Source organism: Collinsella sp. TF07-1, from assembly GCF_003437235.1.
Taxonomy (GTDB): Bacteria; Actinomycetota; Coriobacteriia; order Coriobacteriales; family Coriobacteriaceae; genus Collinsella.
Map to the genome: position 1 here is coordinate 21661 of NZ_QSRV01000023.1, position 16218 is coordinate 37878.

The 16218-nt window shown below is 60.5% G+C and carries 14 protein-coding genes and 2 tRNA genes; 1 reads left to right on the forward strand and 15 read right to left on the reverse strand.

Going from position 1 to position 16218, the window contains the following annotated elements:
• Window positions 1-13: 13 nt before the first annotated feature.
• Window positions 14-90: transfer RNA gene (locus tag DXC67_RS08445), tRNA-Glu, on the reverse strand.
• 17 nt (window positions 91-107) lie between these two features.
• A tRNA-Gln gene (locus tag DXC67_RS08450) sits at window positions 108-181 on the reverse strand.
• Window positions 182-447: 266 nt separating this feature from the next.
• Here DXC67_RS08450 and DXC67_RS08455 point away from each other — a divergent pair.
• Complete coding sequence (locus DXC67_RS08455; RefSeq protein WP_117564211.1) at window positions 448-858, forward strand: hypothetical protein; 411 nt, start codon at window positions 448-450, stop codon at window positions 856-858.
• 72 nt (window positions 859-930) lie between these two features.
• Here the strand turns inward: DXC67_RS08455 and DXC67_RS08460 are convergent, their stop codons facing one another.
• The 13 genes from DXC67_RS08460 to DXC67_RS08520 form a co-directional block, all read right to left on the reverse strand.
• Complete coding sequence (locus tag DXC67_RS08460) at window positions 931-1290, reverse strand: arsenate reductase family protein (RefSeq protein WP_117638063.1); 360 nt, start codon at window positions 1288-1290, stop codon at window positions 931-933.
• Between the two features lie 122 nt (window positions 1291-1412).
• On the reverse strand, window positions 1413-1994 hold the full coding sequence (locus DXC67_RS08465) for a VanZ family protein (RefSeq protein WP_117638064.1): 582 nt from the start codon (window positions 1992-1994) through the stop codon (window positions 1413-1415).
• Window positions 1995-2098: 104 nt separating this feature from the next.
• Window positions 2099-2704, reverse strand: a complete 606-nt coding sequence (locus tag DXC67_RS08470; RefSeq protein WP_117638065.1) for a recombinase family protein — start codon at window positions 2702-2704, stop codon at window positions 2099-2101.
• 177 nt (window positions 2705-2881) lie between these two features.
• Complete coding sequence (locus DXC67_RS08475) at window positions 2882-5017, reverse strand: ribonuclease R family protein (RefSeq protein ID WP_117638066.1); 2136 nt, start codon at window positions 5015-5017, stop codon at window positions 2882-2884.
• 135 nt (window positions 5018-5152) lie between these two features.
• Window positions 5153-6073 carry a permease-like cell division protein FtsX gene (ftsX, locus tag DXC67_RS08480; protein ID WP_089572231.1) on the reverse strand — a complete coding sequence of 307 codons (921 nt, stop codon included), beginning with the start codon at window positions 6071-6073 and terminating at the stop codon, window positions 5153-5155.
• Window positions 6060-7280: a cell division ATP-binding protein FtsE gene (ftsE, locus tag DXC67_RS08485; protein ID WP_117638067.1), complete on the reverse strand. Its 1221-nt coding sequence runs from the start codon at window positions 7278-7280 to the stop codon at window positions 6060-6062. The genes ftsX and ftsE overlap by 14 nt, the downstream gene beginning before the upstream one ends.
• 444 nt (window positions 7281-7724) lie before the next feature.
• Entirely contained in the window at window positions 7725-8666 is a 942-nt protein-coding gene (locus tag DXC67_RS08490; RefSeq protein ID WP_006235309.1) for a transketolase family protein, read from the reverse strand.
• A gap of 1 nt (window position 8667) precedes the next feature.
• Window positions 8668-9498 carry a transketolase gene (locus DXC67_RS08495; protein WP_117638068.1) on the reverse strand — a complete coding sequence of 277 codons (831 nt, stop codon included), beginning with the start codon at window positions 9496-9498 and terminating at the stop codon, window positions 8668-8670.
• 207 nt (window positions 9499-9705) lie between these two features.
• Window positions 9706-10596 (reverse strand): YitT family protein, encoded by an 891-nt coding sequence (locus tag DXC67_RS08500; protein WP_117564199.1) that lies wholly within the window; start codon window positions 10594-10596, stop codon window positions 9706-9708.
• 165 nt (window positions 10597-10761) lie between these two features.
• Complete coding sequence (gene prfB, locus DXC67_RS08505; protein ID WP_117638069.1) at window positions 10762-11910, reverse strand: peptide chain release factor 2; 1149 nt, start codon at window positions 11908-11910, stop codon at window positions 10762-10764.
• Entirely contained in the window at window positions 11910-14717 is a 2808-nt protein-coding gene (gene secA, locus DXC67_RS08510; RefSeq protein ID WP_117638070.1) for a preprotein translocase subunit SecA, read from the reverse strand. Before secA ends, prfB begins: the two co-directional genes overlap by 1 nt.
• A gap of 310 nt (window positions 14718-15027) precedes the next feature.
• The gene (rpmE, locus tag DXC67_RS08515; RefSeq protein ID WP_117638071.1) at window positions 15028-15441 is read right to left on the reverse strand and encodes a 50S ribosomal protein L31; all 414 of its coding nucleotides are present in this window, start codon (window positions 15439-15441) and stop codon (window positions 15028-15030) included.
• Between the two features lie 366 nt (window positions 15442-15807).
• Complete coding sequence (locus tag DXC67_RS08520; RefSeq protein WP_117638072.1) at window positions 15808-16152, reverse strand: hypothetical protein; 345 nt, start codon at window positions 16150-16152, stop codon at window positions 15808-15810.
• Window positions 16153-16218 lie beyond the last annotated feature (66 nt).

Sequence of the window (16218 nt, forward strand, 5' to 3'; positions counted from 1 at the left end):
GGGCGTTCAATTTTGGTAGCCCGTACCAGATTCGAACTGGTGATCTCCGCCTTGAGAGGGCGGCGTCCTAAACCGCTAGACGAACGGGCCATATGTAGCAAATGCAATGGCTGGGATGGAGGGAGTCGAACCCCCATTGACGGAACCAGAATCCGCTGTCCTGCCATTAGACGACATCCCAATGACTGCATCGCTGCGCTCGGCTGTGCCTTTGCGCAAGAAAGAAATATACGGGAAGTCCGGCCGTGACGCAAGCCCCAATTTTGACTTTTTTGAAATTCAGTCAAATACGGCCAACACATGAAGGACCTGTGAAGTCGACCGCTGCACACGAAGGGCAAAACGCCGCGAGCGGTAGCCGTCAACCGTTGGCAGATTCTACCGCGAAAACGATAGCACCAGGCAACACAATCGAAGTATCAATGATCACGTAGATATCGAGGCGCCATGGACGAAGAGCTTGATTACCTATGGGAGACCCTGGGCCTCGAGATCACTGCTGACCTTTGGCCCGAACGGGACAAAATCCATCCCACTCTGCGCCCCGCCATCACGGTGATGCAGGCAAAATACCGCCGTGCATCCTTTTTGATCATGCGGATGTCATGGCACGCGGGACTCCCCGACCTTAAGCGAATCCAGGCAAGCCTCGTCGAGCTGTCCGGTATGCCGACTGTCATATCCGAGGCGCACCTGGAGCAGCGCCAGCGCGAGCGACTGCAACAGCAGCGGATCCCCTTTATCTGCCCCGGCGTTCAGGCATATCTGCCCTTTATGGACGAGGAGTACTGGAGCGGCAAGCCCAACAAGCACGTAAAGGTCTACGATCCGCACGAATGGGCGCAGTTGGAGGATTGAGCCGAGCGAGCCCGCCGATGGAAAACACGTCCCACCCTGAGCACTCAAAACGGGTCGCACTTTCCGCAGCCGCTACAGCAATGCCTCGGCCCAAGCCGATTCCTTAAAGCCAGGAATCGCAAAGTCGTCGCCCACCAGCAGTGGGCGCTTAACCAGCATGCCGTCGGTCGCCAGCAGCTCGTAGCACTCCCGATCCGTCACGCCCGCATCCAGACGCGCCTTCAGGCCCAGCTCTCGATATTTCATGCCCGACGAATTAAAGAAGCGCCGCACCGGCAGTCCCGAACGAGCAATCCAGGTCGCAAGCTCATCAGCCGTGGGATTGTCCAAAACGATATCGCGGTCGATATACTCTACCCCGTGTTCGTCCAGCCATGCCTTGGCCTTCTTGCAGGTCGAGCACTTGGGATATTCAACAAACAGTACGGTCATGGGATTTCCTTTCTTAGAGAAAACAGGTGTCTGGAAAACTGCACATCGACGACCACTCGCGATTGCAGCCGTTATTGTAGTCAATGTCGAAGCGTAGGCAGTCGCGATGTCTCGTCTTAAGGCTAGCGCCTCGCATGGGCGCCGATCGGCCGAGTCGCACGGCGCACCAACGCCGCCGTCAGCAATACCAACAGCATGGCGGTGACATAGCCCACAGCATCGAATCCTAAATCGATAACGTCGAAATGCCTGCCGGGAACAAAGATCTTATGTACCTGATCGCCAACGGAGCAGACGGCGCAAAAGAGCAACACGGGCACGCAACGGGAGCATACGCTCCACGGACGCCCGGAAAAGCAAACCACGACCACCGAGGCGAACAATCCGACGAAGAAAAACTCTACGGTATGGGCAACGCGACGGACGTTCGTGCCCACCCACATGCGAATGGAAGCAAGTCGGCCAGACCGGACATTCGAAGCAGCCGAATCGGTGCCCCCGGTCATCCCGTTCTCGGTCTGAGCTTCACCCGCGACATCGGCAGCCTGTACGCCCGTAGCTTGACCCTCCACCACACGCGCGGTGGACTCGCTCAGCAACGACGTCTCCACCGCATTTTGCTCCGTCAGCACCCAGATGCCCGCCAGCGTTGCAGTAAACAGAACGATTGCGGTCCATCCGATTATTTGTTTTACGCGCGCCAAGGGCCTACCTCCTTTTTTGAATATCAGCGAGTGTAGCCCCAAATGACATCGCCATCGTATCAAAATTTGAATCGCAACAGGAAGCGACAAAGCGACGCAAACCCCTACCCCGCCTCGCGCATCCAGCGATCAAACGTCCCCACGCACACGCCCAGGCACTTTGCTGCCTGGCTGCGGGTAATATCGCCCGCCTCATAGCTATCCCGTACCAGATCAAACTGAGGAGGGCACGGCTTGCGAGGTCGACCGAAACGGACCCCTCGCGCCCGCGCCGCTGCAATTCCCTCCGCTTGGCGCCGATGGATATTCTCGCGCTCCACCTGCGCCACGTAGCTCAGCAGTTGCAGCACAATATCGGCAATCAGGGCATTAGTCACATCCGGCGTGCCGCTTGCCCTGGCGCGCGTGTCAAGCAATGGCATGTCCAACACCACAATGGCAACCCCGAGCTCCTTGGTAATGCGACGCCATTCCTCAAGAATCTCGGAGTAATTACGACCAAGTCGGTCGATAGAAAGCACCACCAGCACGTCCCCGTCTCCCAGGACGTGCAGCAGCTCGCGATAGCGCGGTCGATCGAAGTCCTTGCCGCTCGCATGGTCGGCATAAATATTCGCCGAGCCCACGCCATAGGCGCCCAGCGCATCCAGCTGCCGATTAAGATTCTGATCGCGCGAACTCACCCGCGCATAACCATACACCGTCGCCATCTCATCCCCGCTTTCTTGTAAACCTGCCAAAAAGGGACAGGTTTATTTTGGTAGGTTTTACCTCTCAAATAGCAGGTAAGCGGGCGGCCGAGCAGACGGCAAGGTAGCCATGATCCAAATGCGGAGGGCGGCCCCGAAAGACCGCCCTCCGCTCTCCCGCCATGAGTCGAGATTTGGCTAATGGATAAGCTTAAAGTCCAAGTGCCCACGCGTGGTATTGACGCGCGAGACCTCGATAATCACGCGCTGGCCCAGTTCATAGCGAGTCCCCGTGTCGGCGCCCGTCAGCGTAAGCGCATCCTCGTCGAACTCGAACCACTCGTTGCCCAGGCTCTTGATCGAAACCAAGCCTTCGACCTGCGTCAGGTCCAAGCGCACAAAGAGGCCCATGCTGCTAACCCACGAGACGGTTCCGGCATAGCGCTCGCCCAGACGGTCCTCATAGTACTGGGCAATCTTGATCTTTTGCGTCGCATGGCTAGCGGCATCTGCCGCGCGCTCGGCATCGCTGCATGCGCGGCAGATCTGCGGCAGAATGCGCGGCAGCGACTCGCGCCCCTTGCCGATCAGCCGCGGCGTACGGACCAGGGCGTCCTTGCCGCCGAGCTGCTCATAGGCCAACTGCAGTTTGAGCACGCGGTGCACCACCAGATCGGGGTAGCGACGGATGGGACTCGTAAAGTGACAGTAGCACGGCGCGGCGAGCGCAAAGTGGCCCTCGTTGCGCGGCTTGTACAGTGCGCGCTGCATGCTGCGCAGAAGCAGCGTGTTGACGAGCGGTGCGTTGGCCGTACCGGCGGCAGCATCAACTGCAGCCTGTAGCTCATCGGGACTCCCCAGGGCGATACCGGCAGCACGGCGATCGTCGATGATGCCTAGCTGCGCCAGCGCAACGGCGGCACCGTGCAGGCTATCGGGGCTCGGATCCTCATGCACGCGATAGCAGGCCTCGATATCACGGTCTGCCAGCCACTCTGCAACGCACTCGTTGGCGAGTAGCATGGCTTCCTCGATAAGCGACGTGGCACACGAACGCTCGCGCGCCACAATCTGCACGGGCACTCCGTCCTCATCCAATAGAGCGCGAATCTCGGCCGTGTCAAAATCGACTGAGCCGCGGGCACGACGAATACGACGGCGAAGTTCGGCGAGTTCGTTGGCGGCGACAAGGAAATCGCCGAGGTCGACGTTATAGCCGCGAGCAGTTTCCTCGCACGCAAGACCGCGCTCAAGCGCCTCCTCGCGCGAGGCCTCAGCAGCCGCAACATCCTCAGCGGCGCCTTCCAGCACCCCATACTCCACCGCGCCGGCACGCACCAGCAGCGCCTCGGCGCCGTCATAGTCCATACGCACACGCGAGCGAATCACGCTGGGGTACGGATCGTAATGCCGCACGCGACCCTGCGCATCGAGTTCAATGTCAACGGTAAACGCAAGACGGTCCTCGTCAGGGCGAAGCGAACACAGGTCACAGGACAGGCGTTCGGGCAGCATGGGAAGCACGCGATCGGCCAGATACACCGATGTCGTACGATGGCGAGCCTCAAGATCGATATGCCCGTCCCAAGCCACATAGTGAGAAACGTCAGCGATATGCACACCCAGCTTGTAGCCACCCTCGGGCGTGCGCTCAAGCGAAATGGCATCGTCAAAGTCGCGCGCGTCGACCGGGTCGATCGTGATGACAAAGCGGTCGCGCAGATCGCGGCGGAGCGGGTCCTTAAGCGCCGCGGACACATCGAGCGAAAGTCCCTCGGCCTCGTCCAGCGCGGCCTCGGGATAGCTATCGGTATAGCCGTAACGCGCCATCACGTATTGAACGCCCAAATCGGGCGCGTCATCTCCGCCAATGCGGCGTTCGATCGTCACGGTGCCCGATTCCAGGCGCGTCGGGTAGGTCAAAATGCGCGCGACAACGGCATCACCCGGGTGGACGCCCAGACGATCCGCCGAGGTATCCTCGGGCAGAATGAAGAAGTCGGCCTTCAGGCGCGAATCGAGCGGCTCGATCACACCGAGCGGACCAGCGGTCTGGTACGCACCCACCACGCTTATGGCTGCGCGCTCAACCACGCCTTCGATCACGGCGCGCCACTCACCGTGCGGGCTGTTCTTAATGCTCACGGCAACGGTATCGCCATCCATGATCTCGCGCTTACCGCGGCCCATAACCTTGTAGTCGCCGCTCTCGGTTATGACATAGGCGCCATGCTCATGGAGCTGCACGCGCCCGGTCAGGCTCGGACGGCGTTCGCTGCGCACCGGCCCACGCATATTGCGGGCACCGCGCTTATGCTTGTTATTGCGCCCCATGGCGCCTCCTTGCTATCGATGACGAACTCCAAAGAGTCTACCCAAATGATTCGCTTTCCTGCCGTCCCCTAGAGATCAAAAAACGGGCCGCCCCATAAGAGACGACCCGTTGGAAGGGATGAATTCCAGGCATGCCTACACGCGCAGGTAGCGGCGCATGGCTATGGCAGAACCAAAGAGACCGATAATCACACCGACCAGAATCAGCGCAGCATAGGTCACCAGGTAGTACTGCATCGGCAGGGCAAACGACATCCAGCCGATGCTCTCCTGCAAACGCGGAATCATCAGATTGCGCAGCAGCTCCAGAACGCCGATGGAAAGCAGCGAGCCCAAAATGGCCTGCAGTACGCCCTCGGTGATAAACGGGCCGCGAATGAAGCCGTTGCTGGCGCCGACCAGACGCATAATCGCAATCTCACGACGACGCGCCGTGATGGACAGGCGAATCGTGTTGTTGATGAAGATGAATGCGATAAAGGTCAAAAGGCCAACGAGCACCACGGCGGCGATGCGGATGTAGTTGGTCACCTGGAACAGGCGGCTCACTTCCTCTTGGCCGTACAGCACGCTCGCGTTGACGTCGCCGTCATCCGCGATCTTCTGGAAGTCGGCGTTCTTCTTGAGCTTCTGGGCCGTGCTCTCGACCTTGGACGGATCGTCCATCTCAATTGCAAACGAAGCCGGCAGCGGGTTCTGGCCATCGAGCGCGCTCATGGTGGCGTCGGCGTTGCCCGACATCTTGCTCGTATACTCGGCCAGCGCGTCGTCCTTGTCCTTATAGGTCACGGACTTGACGTTATTCCACGTCTTAAGCTCGGCCTCAAAAGCCTGAACATCGGCCTGATCGGCGTCATCGCTAATGAACGCGTTGATGACAACCTGATCCTCGACGGTGCCGATCACGGAGTTCAGCATCGCGGAGCCCATGATGAACAGGCCGATGATAAACAGCGAAAGGAAGATCGTGATGACGGCGCCGAGCGAGGTAGTCCAGTTACGGAAGAAGTGACTGATTGCCTCTTTGAAGGAGTAGCCCACGTTAGTTGGTGCCATAGTTGCCGTAACCTCCCCTCTCCTGGTCGCGGATAACGTGGCCGCCCTCGAGGGCGATCACGCGACGGTGCATGCTATCGACCATCTCGCGGTCGTGCGTGGCGACGATCACGGTGGTGCCGGTGCGGTTAATACGCTCGAGCAGCTTCATGATGCCCAGCGAGATCGCCGGGTCGAGGTTGCCCGTGGGCTCGTCACAGATCAAAAGCGGCGGGCGGTTGACCATGGCGCGGGCAACGGCAACGCGCTGCTGCTCGCCACCGGAAAGCTGGTCGGGCAGCGAGTCCATCTGATCGGCCAGACCGACCAGACGCAGCACCTCCGGCACCTGGCTGCGAATGACGCCCTTGGGCTTGCCGATGCACTGCAGGGCAAACGCCACGTTTTCGTAGGCGGTCTTTTGCGGCAGAAGCTTAAAGTCCTGGAACACGGCGCCAATCTGGCGGCGCAGGAACGGAACCTTGCGGTTCTTGATCTTCATGAGGTCCTGACCGGCAACCAAGATGCGGCCGCTCGTCGGCTTGACGTCGCGGTTGAGCGTCGACAGCAGCGTGGTCTTACCCGAGCCGGAATGACCGACCAGGAAGACGAACTCGCCCGGATAGATCTCGATGTTGATGTCGTCGAGTGCAGGCTTGTTGGGCTGTGCCGGATAGATCTTGGTGACATGCTCCATAAGGATGACGGGCTCGACACCGGCCTGCTTGGCCATCTTCTTGCGGCTGGCTTGCGGATCGATGGGCGCAAACACCGACGTAAAATCGGGGTTGTTGAGCGCGTTATCGAGGCTTGCGACCTCGGCGGCCTGATCGCTCTCGACCACCGGGGCAGCAGGCTGCGTGGGATCGGGAATAGCGGCAAAGAGACCGGACTGCGCAGGCTGAGGAACCGGCGTCGCAGGGGCCATGGGGTCGGGAATGCCGGCCATGGTAGGCTGCGGCGTGGCGGCGCCAGCCTGAGGCTGCTCCACGCGAGCGGTCACGGCCTGAACGGGCTCAAAACCCGCCGTGCCGGAAAGCGCGACATCGCTGGTGGGATTGTAGGCAAAGGGATCGGATGCCGGCTGTGCCTGATCTGCCGGCTGAGCGGGGGCCTGAGCAACAGGCTGGCCCTCTGAATCCGGAGCGGCGAAACGACTGCCCTGGACGCCCGTCTGCGTCTTGGGGGCATCATCGCCCGCACCGGAGGTACGGAAGTGGTTACCCACTGGTGCTCCTTATCGTCGTGCGTTTAAACTACATGAGCGCTTTGTATTTTAGCAGCATTAGCTTTACTGCACATAAGAAGCATGGCGGGGTTTGGTCCCACCGGCTGCGCACAGGGTTACCTCCCAAATCGTCCTCGGACATGTCGGCGCCCCCGCTGCGCGCTTCGCGCTGCGGGGGCGCCTCCGTCCTGCGGAAAGATTTGGGAGGTAACCCTGCGCCCGGCCTGCGGCTACTATGGGGCCGACGCACCAACTTGAGATGCTGCGCATACAAAGTTGGAAGGGTCTGAATTGCACTTTGTTGGGATGGGCCCGTTTCCCCATGGGAACTTTGCTTGGCAGGACTCTAATTTAAATTCAGCATAAACAGGGGCGCCCTCTTTGAGGACGCCCCTGTTCTGGCTTGTTTGCGGTTGTCGACGCGATACTTTGCCTCGTCTTGCCTTATGCCAAGAACTCCTTGGTGGTCGCCACGATGTTGGCGGCGTCCAGGCCGTACTTGTGCAGGAGCTCGGCACCCGGGCCGGACTCGCCGAAGGTGTCGTTGACGCCAATCTTCTTGAGCGGCGTCGGGCACTGCTCACACAGGACGTCGGCAACGGCGCTGCCCAGGCCACCGATCACAGAGTGCTCCTCGACGGTCACGACGTGGCCGGTCTTGGTGGCGCTCTTGACGATCAGGTCGGCATCGATGGGCTTGATGGTGTGCATGTTGATGACCTCGGCGTCGATGCCCTCGGCAGCGAGCTGCTCGGCGGCCTCGAGAGCCTCGCCGACCATCAGGCCGCAGGCGATGATGGTCACATCGGCGCCCTCGCGCATGACAATGCCCTTACCCAACTCGAACTTGTAGGTCTCGGGGTCGTTGATAACCGGCGAGGCCAAACGGGCGAAGCGCATGTACACCGGACCGTCGCACTCGTAGGCGGCGCGCGTCACGGCGCGGGCCTCCACGTCGTCGGCGGGAACAATTACGGTCATGCCGGGGATGACGCGCATGAGGGCGATATCCTCGCAGCACTGGTGCGTGGCGCCGTCCTCGCCGACCGAAATACCGGCGTGCGTGGCGCCGATCTTGACGTTGAGGTGCGGGTAGCCGATGGAGTTGCGGACCTGCTCAAAGGCGCGACCGGCAGCGAACATGGCAAAGGTACTCGCGAAGGCAACACGACCAGTGGTCGCGATACCGGCGGCGACGCCCATCAGGTTGCTCTCGGCAATGCCCACATCGAAGAAGCGGTCGGGGCAAGCGGCCTTAAACTTACCGGTCTGCGTGGCGGCGGCCAGGTCGGCGTCGAGGACCACAAAGTCATCGTGCTCGTTGGCAAGCTCGACGAGGGCCTCGCCGTAGCTTACACGCGTGGCGATTTTCTTGACGTCTGCCATCCTAGAGCTCCTCTCCGGCGGCCGTGAGCTCTGCCATGGCCTGCTCAAACTGTTCATCGTTGGGGGCCTTGCCGTGCCAGCCAACCTGGTTCTCCATAAAGGACACGCCCTTGCCCTTTGTGGTCTCGGCGATAATGGCGGTCGGCTGCCCCTTGGTGGCGCGAGCCTCGGCAAAGGCGGCGCGGATCTGGTCGAAGTCGTTGCCGTCGGCGAGCTCAACCACGTGGAACTTGAACGCGCGGAACTTGTCGGCGAGCGGCATGGGGTCGTTGACCTCCTCGACGGGACCGTCAATCTGAAGGCCGTTGTGGTCGACGATCACGCAGAGGTTATCGAGCTGCTGGTTGCCGGCAAACATGGCGGCCTCCCAGACCTGGCCCTCCTCGCTCTCGCCATCACCCAGCAGGGCGTACGTGCGATAAGTATCGCCCCAGTGCTTGGCGGCAACGGCCATGCCCACGGCGGCGGAAATGCCCTGGCCGAGCGAGCCGGTGGACATGTCGACGCCCGGGGTGTCGTTCATGTTGGGGTGACCCTGCAGGTGGCTGCCGATGTGGCGCAGCGTCTCAAGATCCTCCTTGGGGAAGAACCCGCGCTCGGCGAGCACGGCGTACAGGCCCGGAGCGCAATGGCCCTTGGAGAGCACAAAACGGTCGCGATCGGCCTTGCGGGGATCGGACGGGTCGACGTTCATTTCCTCAAAGTACAGATAGGTCATGATGTCGGCAGCGCCGAGCGAACCGCCCGGATGGCCGGACTTGGCAGCGTGCACGCCGGTGACGATGCCCTTCCTTACCTCGTTGGCAACCTTTTTGAGCTCTTCGTCGCTCATTGTGCCTTCCTTTCATCCTCATTAGACAAAATGCGCACGGCACCGAAGGTAATCCCAACACAGCCGCAATGCACGTACGTCATTCATTATGCTGGAAACTGATGGCTTTACCAGAGTTTTTATCATTATTTGAACAATTGAGCAGGCAGAACCGCTGATGAAACGGTTTATCAATGTGAACGTCTTTTGGATAGGACGCGGTCGGCCCTACGCGCTAATGTCCTTGAATCCCTCGCCGAAGGCTTCCGTAACGTCGGCGACCGTCACAATGGCGTGAGGATCGCGCTCGCGCACGATCGTCTTGAGGGTATTGAGCTCCCGACGGCTCACGATGACCATGATCACCGGCTTCTCGGCACCCGAATACATGCCAGTCGCCTTAAACTTGGTACAACCACGACCCAGGCCATACATGATATCGGCAGCGATATCGGGGAACTTGTCCGAGATGATGAGTACCATACGGCGTTTGTTGCCACCATCGACCACGGCATCGATCACGTAGCCGCTAATGACCATCGAAAGGCCTGCATATAGTGCATTTTCGATTGAAAAGACCGGAGCCGACAGCGCACATACGGCAACATCGATCGCCATGACGGTCGAGCCCACGGGCAGCGAGGTATTACGCGAGATGATTTGGCCAATCGTGTCCGAGCCGCCGGTGTTGGCGCCGGCGCGCAGCACCATGCCATAACCGATGCCCGTGATGATGCCGCCCCACATAGCGGGCAGCATCAGATCGGCATGTGCCAGCGGCGCCACAAACGGAGCGAACAGGTCGGTGAAAAAGCCCAGCAGCACAAAGCCCGTCGCCGTCTGCACCACGTAGAACATGCCACCCTCGCGCATAACGACCAGCAGCAGCAAGGCGTTCATCACGATCGTCTGAATACCAACGGGAAGCGATAGACCGCGCGATGCGCCGACCGCCTGGATAATGGTGGCAAGGCCCGTAACGCCACCGGCAGCAAGGCCGTTGGGAATCAAAAACAGGTCGGTCGCAATAGCGGCCAGAGCGCACCCCAACATAATCTGGGGCAGGTCGTGAAAGAAGTTCATCGAAAGAATACGCTTAATGTCCAGACGATATGCCATGCTGCCTCCCTCAAAAAAGCGCACCCAAACGGATGCGCTTCGAACTTCTTGCTGTATTCGATTCTACCGATTCGCCGGACAAAAACCACCCCTGCGCAGGGTTTATTCCGGATACAAACCCGTCCAACCGTTGGGCTTAGCATCGGCTTGAAGCCGCCCGATGTTTTAGATCTCCGAGCCTTCTGCATCGGCGTTGCCGGTGGCCCAGCGATGATAGCCAATAACAAACGGGTCCAGGTCGCCATCGTCAAGAACTGCCTCGACGTTGCTGGTCTCAACGCCCGTGCGTAGGTCCTTAACCATCTGATACGGGTAGAGCACGTAGCTGCGGATCTGGTTGCCAAAACCAATCGTGGTTTTGGGTCCGCGAATCTCATCCAGGGCCTCGGCGCGCTTCTCGAGCTCAATCTCGTACAGGCGAGCCTTGAGGATCTGCATGCACGCGGCCTTGTTCTGGATCTGGCTGCGCTCGTTTTGGCAGGTGACCACAATGCCGCTGGGGAAATGCGTCACGCGCACGGCGGAGTCGGTGGTGTTAACGCCCTGACCGCCCGGGCCGCTCGCGTGGTACACGTCCACGCGGATGTCATCGGGACTGATTTCGATGTCGATATCATCGGGTAGCACGGGGATGACCTCGACGCCGGCAAACGTGGTCTGGCGGCGCTTCTTGTCGTCGGTGGGGCTAATGCGAACCAAGCGGTGGACGCCGGCCTCGGCGCGCAGCATGCCAAATGCGTCCTTGCCCTCGACGGTAAAGGTCGCGCGGTCGATGCCGATGACCCCAGCAGCGGGGCAGTCGTTAATCGTGACCTTCCAGCCGCGACGCTGGCAGTACTTCATGTACATCTTAAAGAGCATGAAGGTCCAGTCCTGGGCCTCCAGACCACCCTGTCCGGGCTTGATGGTCACAATGGCATCGCCGTGATCGAACTCACCGGTAAACCAGCTCGAAAGCTCAAGCTCATCGATGGCACGGGCCAGGCGCTCAGCCGTGGCTGTAGCCTCCTCGCGAAGAGCGGCGGCATCGGGGTCATCCCCCATCTCCTCGGCAAGCTCCAGCGCGGCGCGGGCATCGGAAAGCTCGCCGCGCGCATTGTCCACGGCGGCGATATCTTCCTTGGTGCGCGCGATTTCCTCCATGGTGGCACGGGCGGCGTCGGCGTCATCCCAAAAGCCGGGGGCCACGCTTTTGGCCTCGAGCTCGGTCACGCGCGTGCGCTTTTCGTCCAAGTGGAGATACGACTCGACCTCGCCGAGCCGGTCCGCAAACGCGTCCAGCTCGGCGAGCGTTACCTCTAAAGCCTCAGCCATTAACGATTCCTGCCGTGGCAGTACTTAAACTTCTTGCCGCTACCGCAGGGGCACGGGTCGTTGCGGCCCACGTTGACGTACGGATCGTCGCTCTCGGACTTGCGATAGGTGGTCACCTTGCCACCGTTGTTGACGGCAGCCGGACCACCCTGGACAGCCGTGCGGGCCTGCACCTGCGCCTGCTTGCGCAGCACCGAGTTGCCGTTGTCGCCATCGACCTCGGCAGGACCGGAGAAGCGCGCACCCTCGAGCGCGGGCTCTTCCTTGTGCTCCACGGCACGCGGGGCAGCCTTGATCTCGATGCGCAGAACCGTGCGCAGGTAATCCTCGTACATGGTGTCGACGAGGATCTGGAACGCGCCGTAGGCCTCGGTCTTGTACTCGACCAGCGGGTCGCGCTGGCCAAAGCCGCGCAGGCCGATGCCGGTCTTGAGATAGTCCATCTCCTGCAGGTAGTTCATCCAGCGGGTATCAATGACGCGCAGCATGACCTGGGTGTTGAGCTCGCGCATCAGGTCCTCGCCCAAGCGCTCGGCCTTCATGTTGTAGCACTTCTCTACGTAAGCCAGGACATCGGCAGCCAGAGCCTCATAATCCTCGTCGGGGAACTTCGGCGTATCGATGTGGCCGGTGAGCTCCACAACCCACTTGCGCAGGCCCTCCAGGTCGCGCTCGCCATCGTGACTGTCCTTGGTGCAGAACTCCTGAACGCAGCGGTACACGGTGTCGTGCATGACCTCGGTGATGTGGTCGGTCAGGTCCTTGCCGTCCAGAATCTTATTGCGCTCAGCGTAGATGACCTGGCGCTGCTTGTTCATGACGTCGTCGTACTCAAGGACGCTCTTGCGCATGGAGAAGTTGATGCTCTCGACCTTGTGCTGGGCGCTCTCGACGGCCTTGGAGATGATCTTGTGCTGGATGGGCATGTCGTCGCCCATGTCGGCCGTGACCATCATCTTGGAGACGCGGTCCATCTTGTCGCCGCCGAACAGGCGCATGAGGTCGTCCTCGAGCGACAGGTAGAACTGGGTCTCGCCCGGATCGCCCTGACGGCCGGAGCGGCCGCGCAGCTGGTTGTCGATACGACGGGACTCGTGGCGCTCGGTGCCGATAACGGTCAGGCCGCCGGCGGCAAGCACGCGCTCGCGCTCGGCCTTGCAGGTCTCCTTGGCCTCGGCGTTAAACTGCTCAAGCTGCTCGGGCGTCACGTCCTCCATGGTCAGGCCCTCGTACTCAAGGCGCTCGCGCACCAGCTCGTCGGGGTTGCCGCCCAACAGGATGTCGGTACCACGACCGGCCATGTTGGTAGCGATGGTCACGGCGCCGTAGCGTCCGGCCTGGGCAACGATGTGGGCCTCGCGTTCATGGTGCTTGGCGTTGAGGACCTCGTGTGCGATGCCGCGCTTGGTAAGGGCGGCGGACAGCTTCTCGGAGCTCTCGATGGAGACGGTGCCCACCAGGACCGGCTGGCCCTTGGCGTGACGCTGCTCGACATCGTCGGCGACGGCGTTGTACTTGGCCTGAATGGTGCGGTACACCAGGTCCTCGTGGTCCACGCGCTGCACGGGCTTGTTGGAGGGGATGACCTCGACGGGCAGCTTGTAGATCTCGCGGAACTCGGCATCCTCGGTAAGTGCCGTGCCGGTCATGCCGGAGAGCTTGTCATACAGACGGAAGTAGTTCTGCAGGGTGATGGTGGCCAGGGTCTGGTTCTCCTCGCGTACGAGCACGCCCTCTTTGGCCTCGATGGCCTGGTGCAGGCCCTCGGAGTAACGGCGACCTTCCATAATGCGGCCGGTGAACTCGTCGACGATCTTAACCTCGCCGTTGGTGACCACGTACTGCTTGTCGCGGTGGAACATGTACTGGGCCTTCAGCGCCTGTTGCAGGTGGTTGACCAGCTGACCCGAAAGGTCGGCGTAGATGTCATCGATACCCAGGCGGCGCTCGATTTTCTTAAGGCCGCGCTCGGTGGCGGCGATGGTGTGCTTGGCCTCGTCCATGACGTAGTCGCCCGTGGGTTCAACGTCCTCGGTGGCGGTAAGCATGTCGTGCGACACGTCCTCGCCGCGCTCAAGGCCACGCACGGCACGCGCGAAGTCCTTGTAGGTACTGGCGGACTTGGTGCCAGCGCCCGAGATGATCAGCGGGGTGCGAGCCTCATCGATCAGGATGGAGTCGACCTCGTCGACGATGGCGTAGTTGTGACCGCGCTGCACGCGCTGCTCGGGACGGGTGACCATGTTGTCGCGCAGGTAATCAAAGCCGAACTCGGAGTTGGTGCCGTAGGTGACGTCGGCCTGGTAGGCCGGGCGCTTGAGCTCGAGCGGCATGTTGTTCTGGAGCAGACCGACGGTCATGCCCAAGTACTTATAGATGCGGCCCATCCACTCGGAGTCGCGCTTGGCAAGGTAATCATTGACGGTAACGACATGCACGCCCTTGCCGGCGATAGCGTTGAGGTAGCCGGCCAAGGTGGAGACGAGCGTCTTGCCCTCGCCGGTCTTCATCTCGGCGATGTGGCCCTCGTGCAGTGCCATGGCGCCAATGAGCTGCACGTCAAAGTGGCGCATACCCATGGTGCGCTTGGAAGCCTCGCGCACGGTGGCAAAAGCCTCGGGGAGCATGTCGTCGAGCGACTCGCCGTTGGCGTAACGCTCGCGGAACTTATCGGTCTGGCCGCGGAGTTCCTCCTCGGTCATCTTCTCAAACTGGGGCTCAAGACCGTTGATCTGGTCGACGATCTTGTAGTAGCGCTTAAGGTCCTTATCGGATCCAAAGGACAGCAGCTTTGACATGAATCCCATGTGGTTTTCCTTTTTGGCCATCGCCCACGCCGTGCAGCTGCGGACGAGTTAAACACAGATGATTGTACTTTAGCCAAACAAGGCGCGGCCTATACGGTCGAGCTCGACCGCCACGTAATAACTACGACCAACCTGCCACAATGGGACAGGTTAATTTTGGCAGGTCTATCTGGGCAAACGCCGCCTCTCTGCCATGTGGTGTCATGGGGAAAGGTTAGTTTGCACTAATTTAAAAAGAAAAAGGGCCGCGCACCCAAATGGATGCACGGCCCTCATGCCATGAATGCGAGCGATTCTCTCGGCGAGCTATTTACTCAGCAGCCTCGGTGGTCTCGGCCTCGGCAGCGGCCTCCTCGACGGGAGCCTCGGCGGCCTGCTTGGCAGCCTCCTCGGCGAACTTAGCGGCACGCTTAGCCTTCTCGGCAGCCTTAGCCTCAGCGGCGGCCTTGCGAGCGGCCTCGGCCTCAGCAGCCTTGGCGGCCTTGGCAGCCTTGGCCTCCTCAGCCTTCTTGAGCTGGGCGGCAGCGGCGCCACCGAACTTGTCGGCGAAGCGCTGGACGCGTCCACCGGTGTCGACGAACTTCTGCTGGCCGGTGTAGAACGGGTGGCACTCGTTGCAAAGCTCGACCTTCATCTCGGACACGGTAGCGTGCGTCTTGAAGGTGTTGCCGCAGGAGCACGTCACCGTGCACTCGACATACTGGGGATGGATACCCTGCTTCATGGTAGGACTCCTTATTGGTCAGGCGCTGGTTACCGATCAGCGCATAAGGCGTCTTGGTTTCCGACCAAGACAACAAACTCGGTTATGGTACCACGGCGCCGCGCGTCCCACAAAAGGTTCACGGTCTTTTCGGAACGACACGAATCTGACCCATCGAAACACATCTCCACCGTTCCTTCAACTGGGAAAATGCCGTCCCCGGGGCTTGAGAAGGGCCCCGGGGACGTTCGACTGACTGCGGGAACGGCCTTTCCGCTCAATGTGTTCGGCTGAGATCGGAAATCAACCAAACTGAACCAGGTTCAGCTGGCATGGTTAAAAACGGGGGCGACGCTTTTGCGTCGCCCCTCGTCCCAGCCGGTTGCTTTAGTTGTACACACGGTAGTTACACTTGAACTGGGTTATGTGTCCATAGTTGGAGCGGTACCAACCCGACGTATAGCTGATTGCCTCTGCGCCTAGATAGTCGTAGCCCTTGTTGTAGCGAAGCTGACGGTAGGTCGTGTCGTACTCTGCTACGTAAAATGTGTCTCCAGAGAAGGCTTTGTACCGGTCCTTAACCGTCGAAGCCATGTACGCGGGTTCGACATCGCCTTTCTCCCCGTTGAGCGCATAGACGGGTGCCGCGATTCCGCATAAAGCCGTTGCCACGAGGATGGCGTAGACAGCCATGCGCGACGCATTGGACTTCAGCTGTTCAAATAGTATCATGTCATTCACCTCGCTCGTATGTATCGAGGTATTCCTGCTTGAGCGTCTGCGAGGACGACTTGATCT

Coding starts and splice junctions, on each gene's coding strand:
- DXC67_RS08455 (WP_117564211.1), top strand. CDS start 448: ATGGACGAAGAGCTTGATTACCTATGGGAGACCCTGGGCCTCGAGATC.
- DXC67_RS08460 (WP_117638063.1), bottom strand. CDS start 1,290: ATGACCGTACTGTTTGTTGAATATCCCAAGTGCTCGACCTGCAAGAAG.
- DXC67_RS08470 (WP_117638065.1), bottom strand. CDS start 2,704: ATGGCGACGGTGTATGGTTATGCGCGGGTGAGTTCGCGCGATCAGAAT.
- DXC67_RS08475 (WP_117638066.1), bottom strand. CDS start 5,017: ATGGGGCGCAATAACAAGCATAAGCGCGGTGCCCGCAATATGCGTGGG.
- ftsX (WP_089572231.1), bottom strand. CDS start 6,073: ATGGCACCAACTAACGTGGGCTACTCCTTCAAAGAGGCAATCAGTCAC.
- DXC67_RS08490 (WP_006235309.1), bottom strand. CDS start 8,666: ATGGCAGACGTCAAGAAAATCGCCACGCGTGTAAGCTACGGCGAGGCC.
- DXC67_RS08495 (WP_117638068.1), bottom strand. CDS start 9,498: ATGAGCGACGAAGAGCTCAAAAAGGTTGCCAACGAGGTAAGGAAGGGC.
- DXC67_RS08500 (WP_117564199.1), bottom strand. CDS start 10,596: ATGGCATATCGTCTGGACATTAAGCGTATTCTTTCGATGAACTTCTTT.
- prfB (WP_117638069.1), bottom strand. CDS start 11,910: ATGGCTGAGGCTTTAGAGGTAACGCTCGCCGAGCTGGACGCGTTTGCG.
- secA (WP_117638070.1), bottom strand. CDS start 14,717: ATGGGATTCATGTCAAAGCTGCTGTCCTTTGGATCCGATAAGGACCTT.
- rpmE (WP_117638071.1), bottom strand. CDS start 15,441: ATGAAGCAGGGTATCCATCCCCAGTATGTCGAGTGCACGGTGACGTGC.
- DXC67_RS08520 (WP_117638072.1), bottom strand. CDS start 16,152: ATGATACTATTTGAACAGCTGAAGTCCAATGCGTCGCGCATGGCTGTC.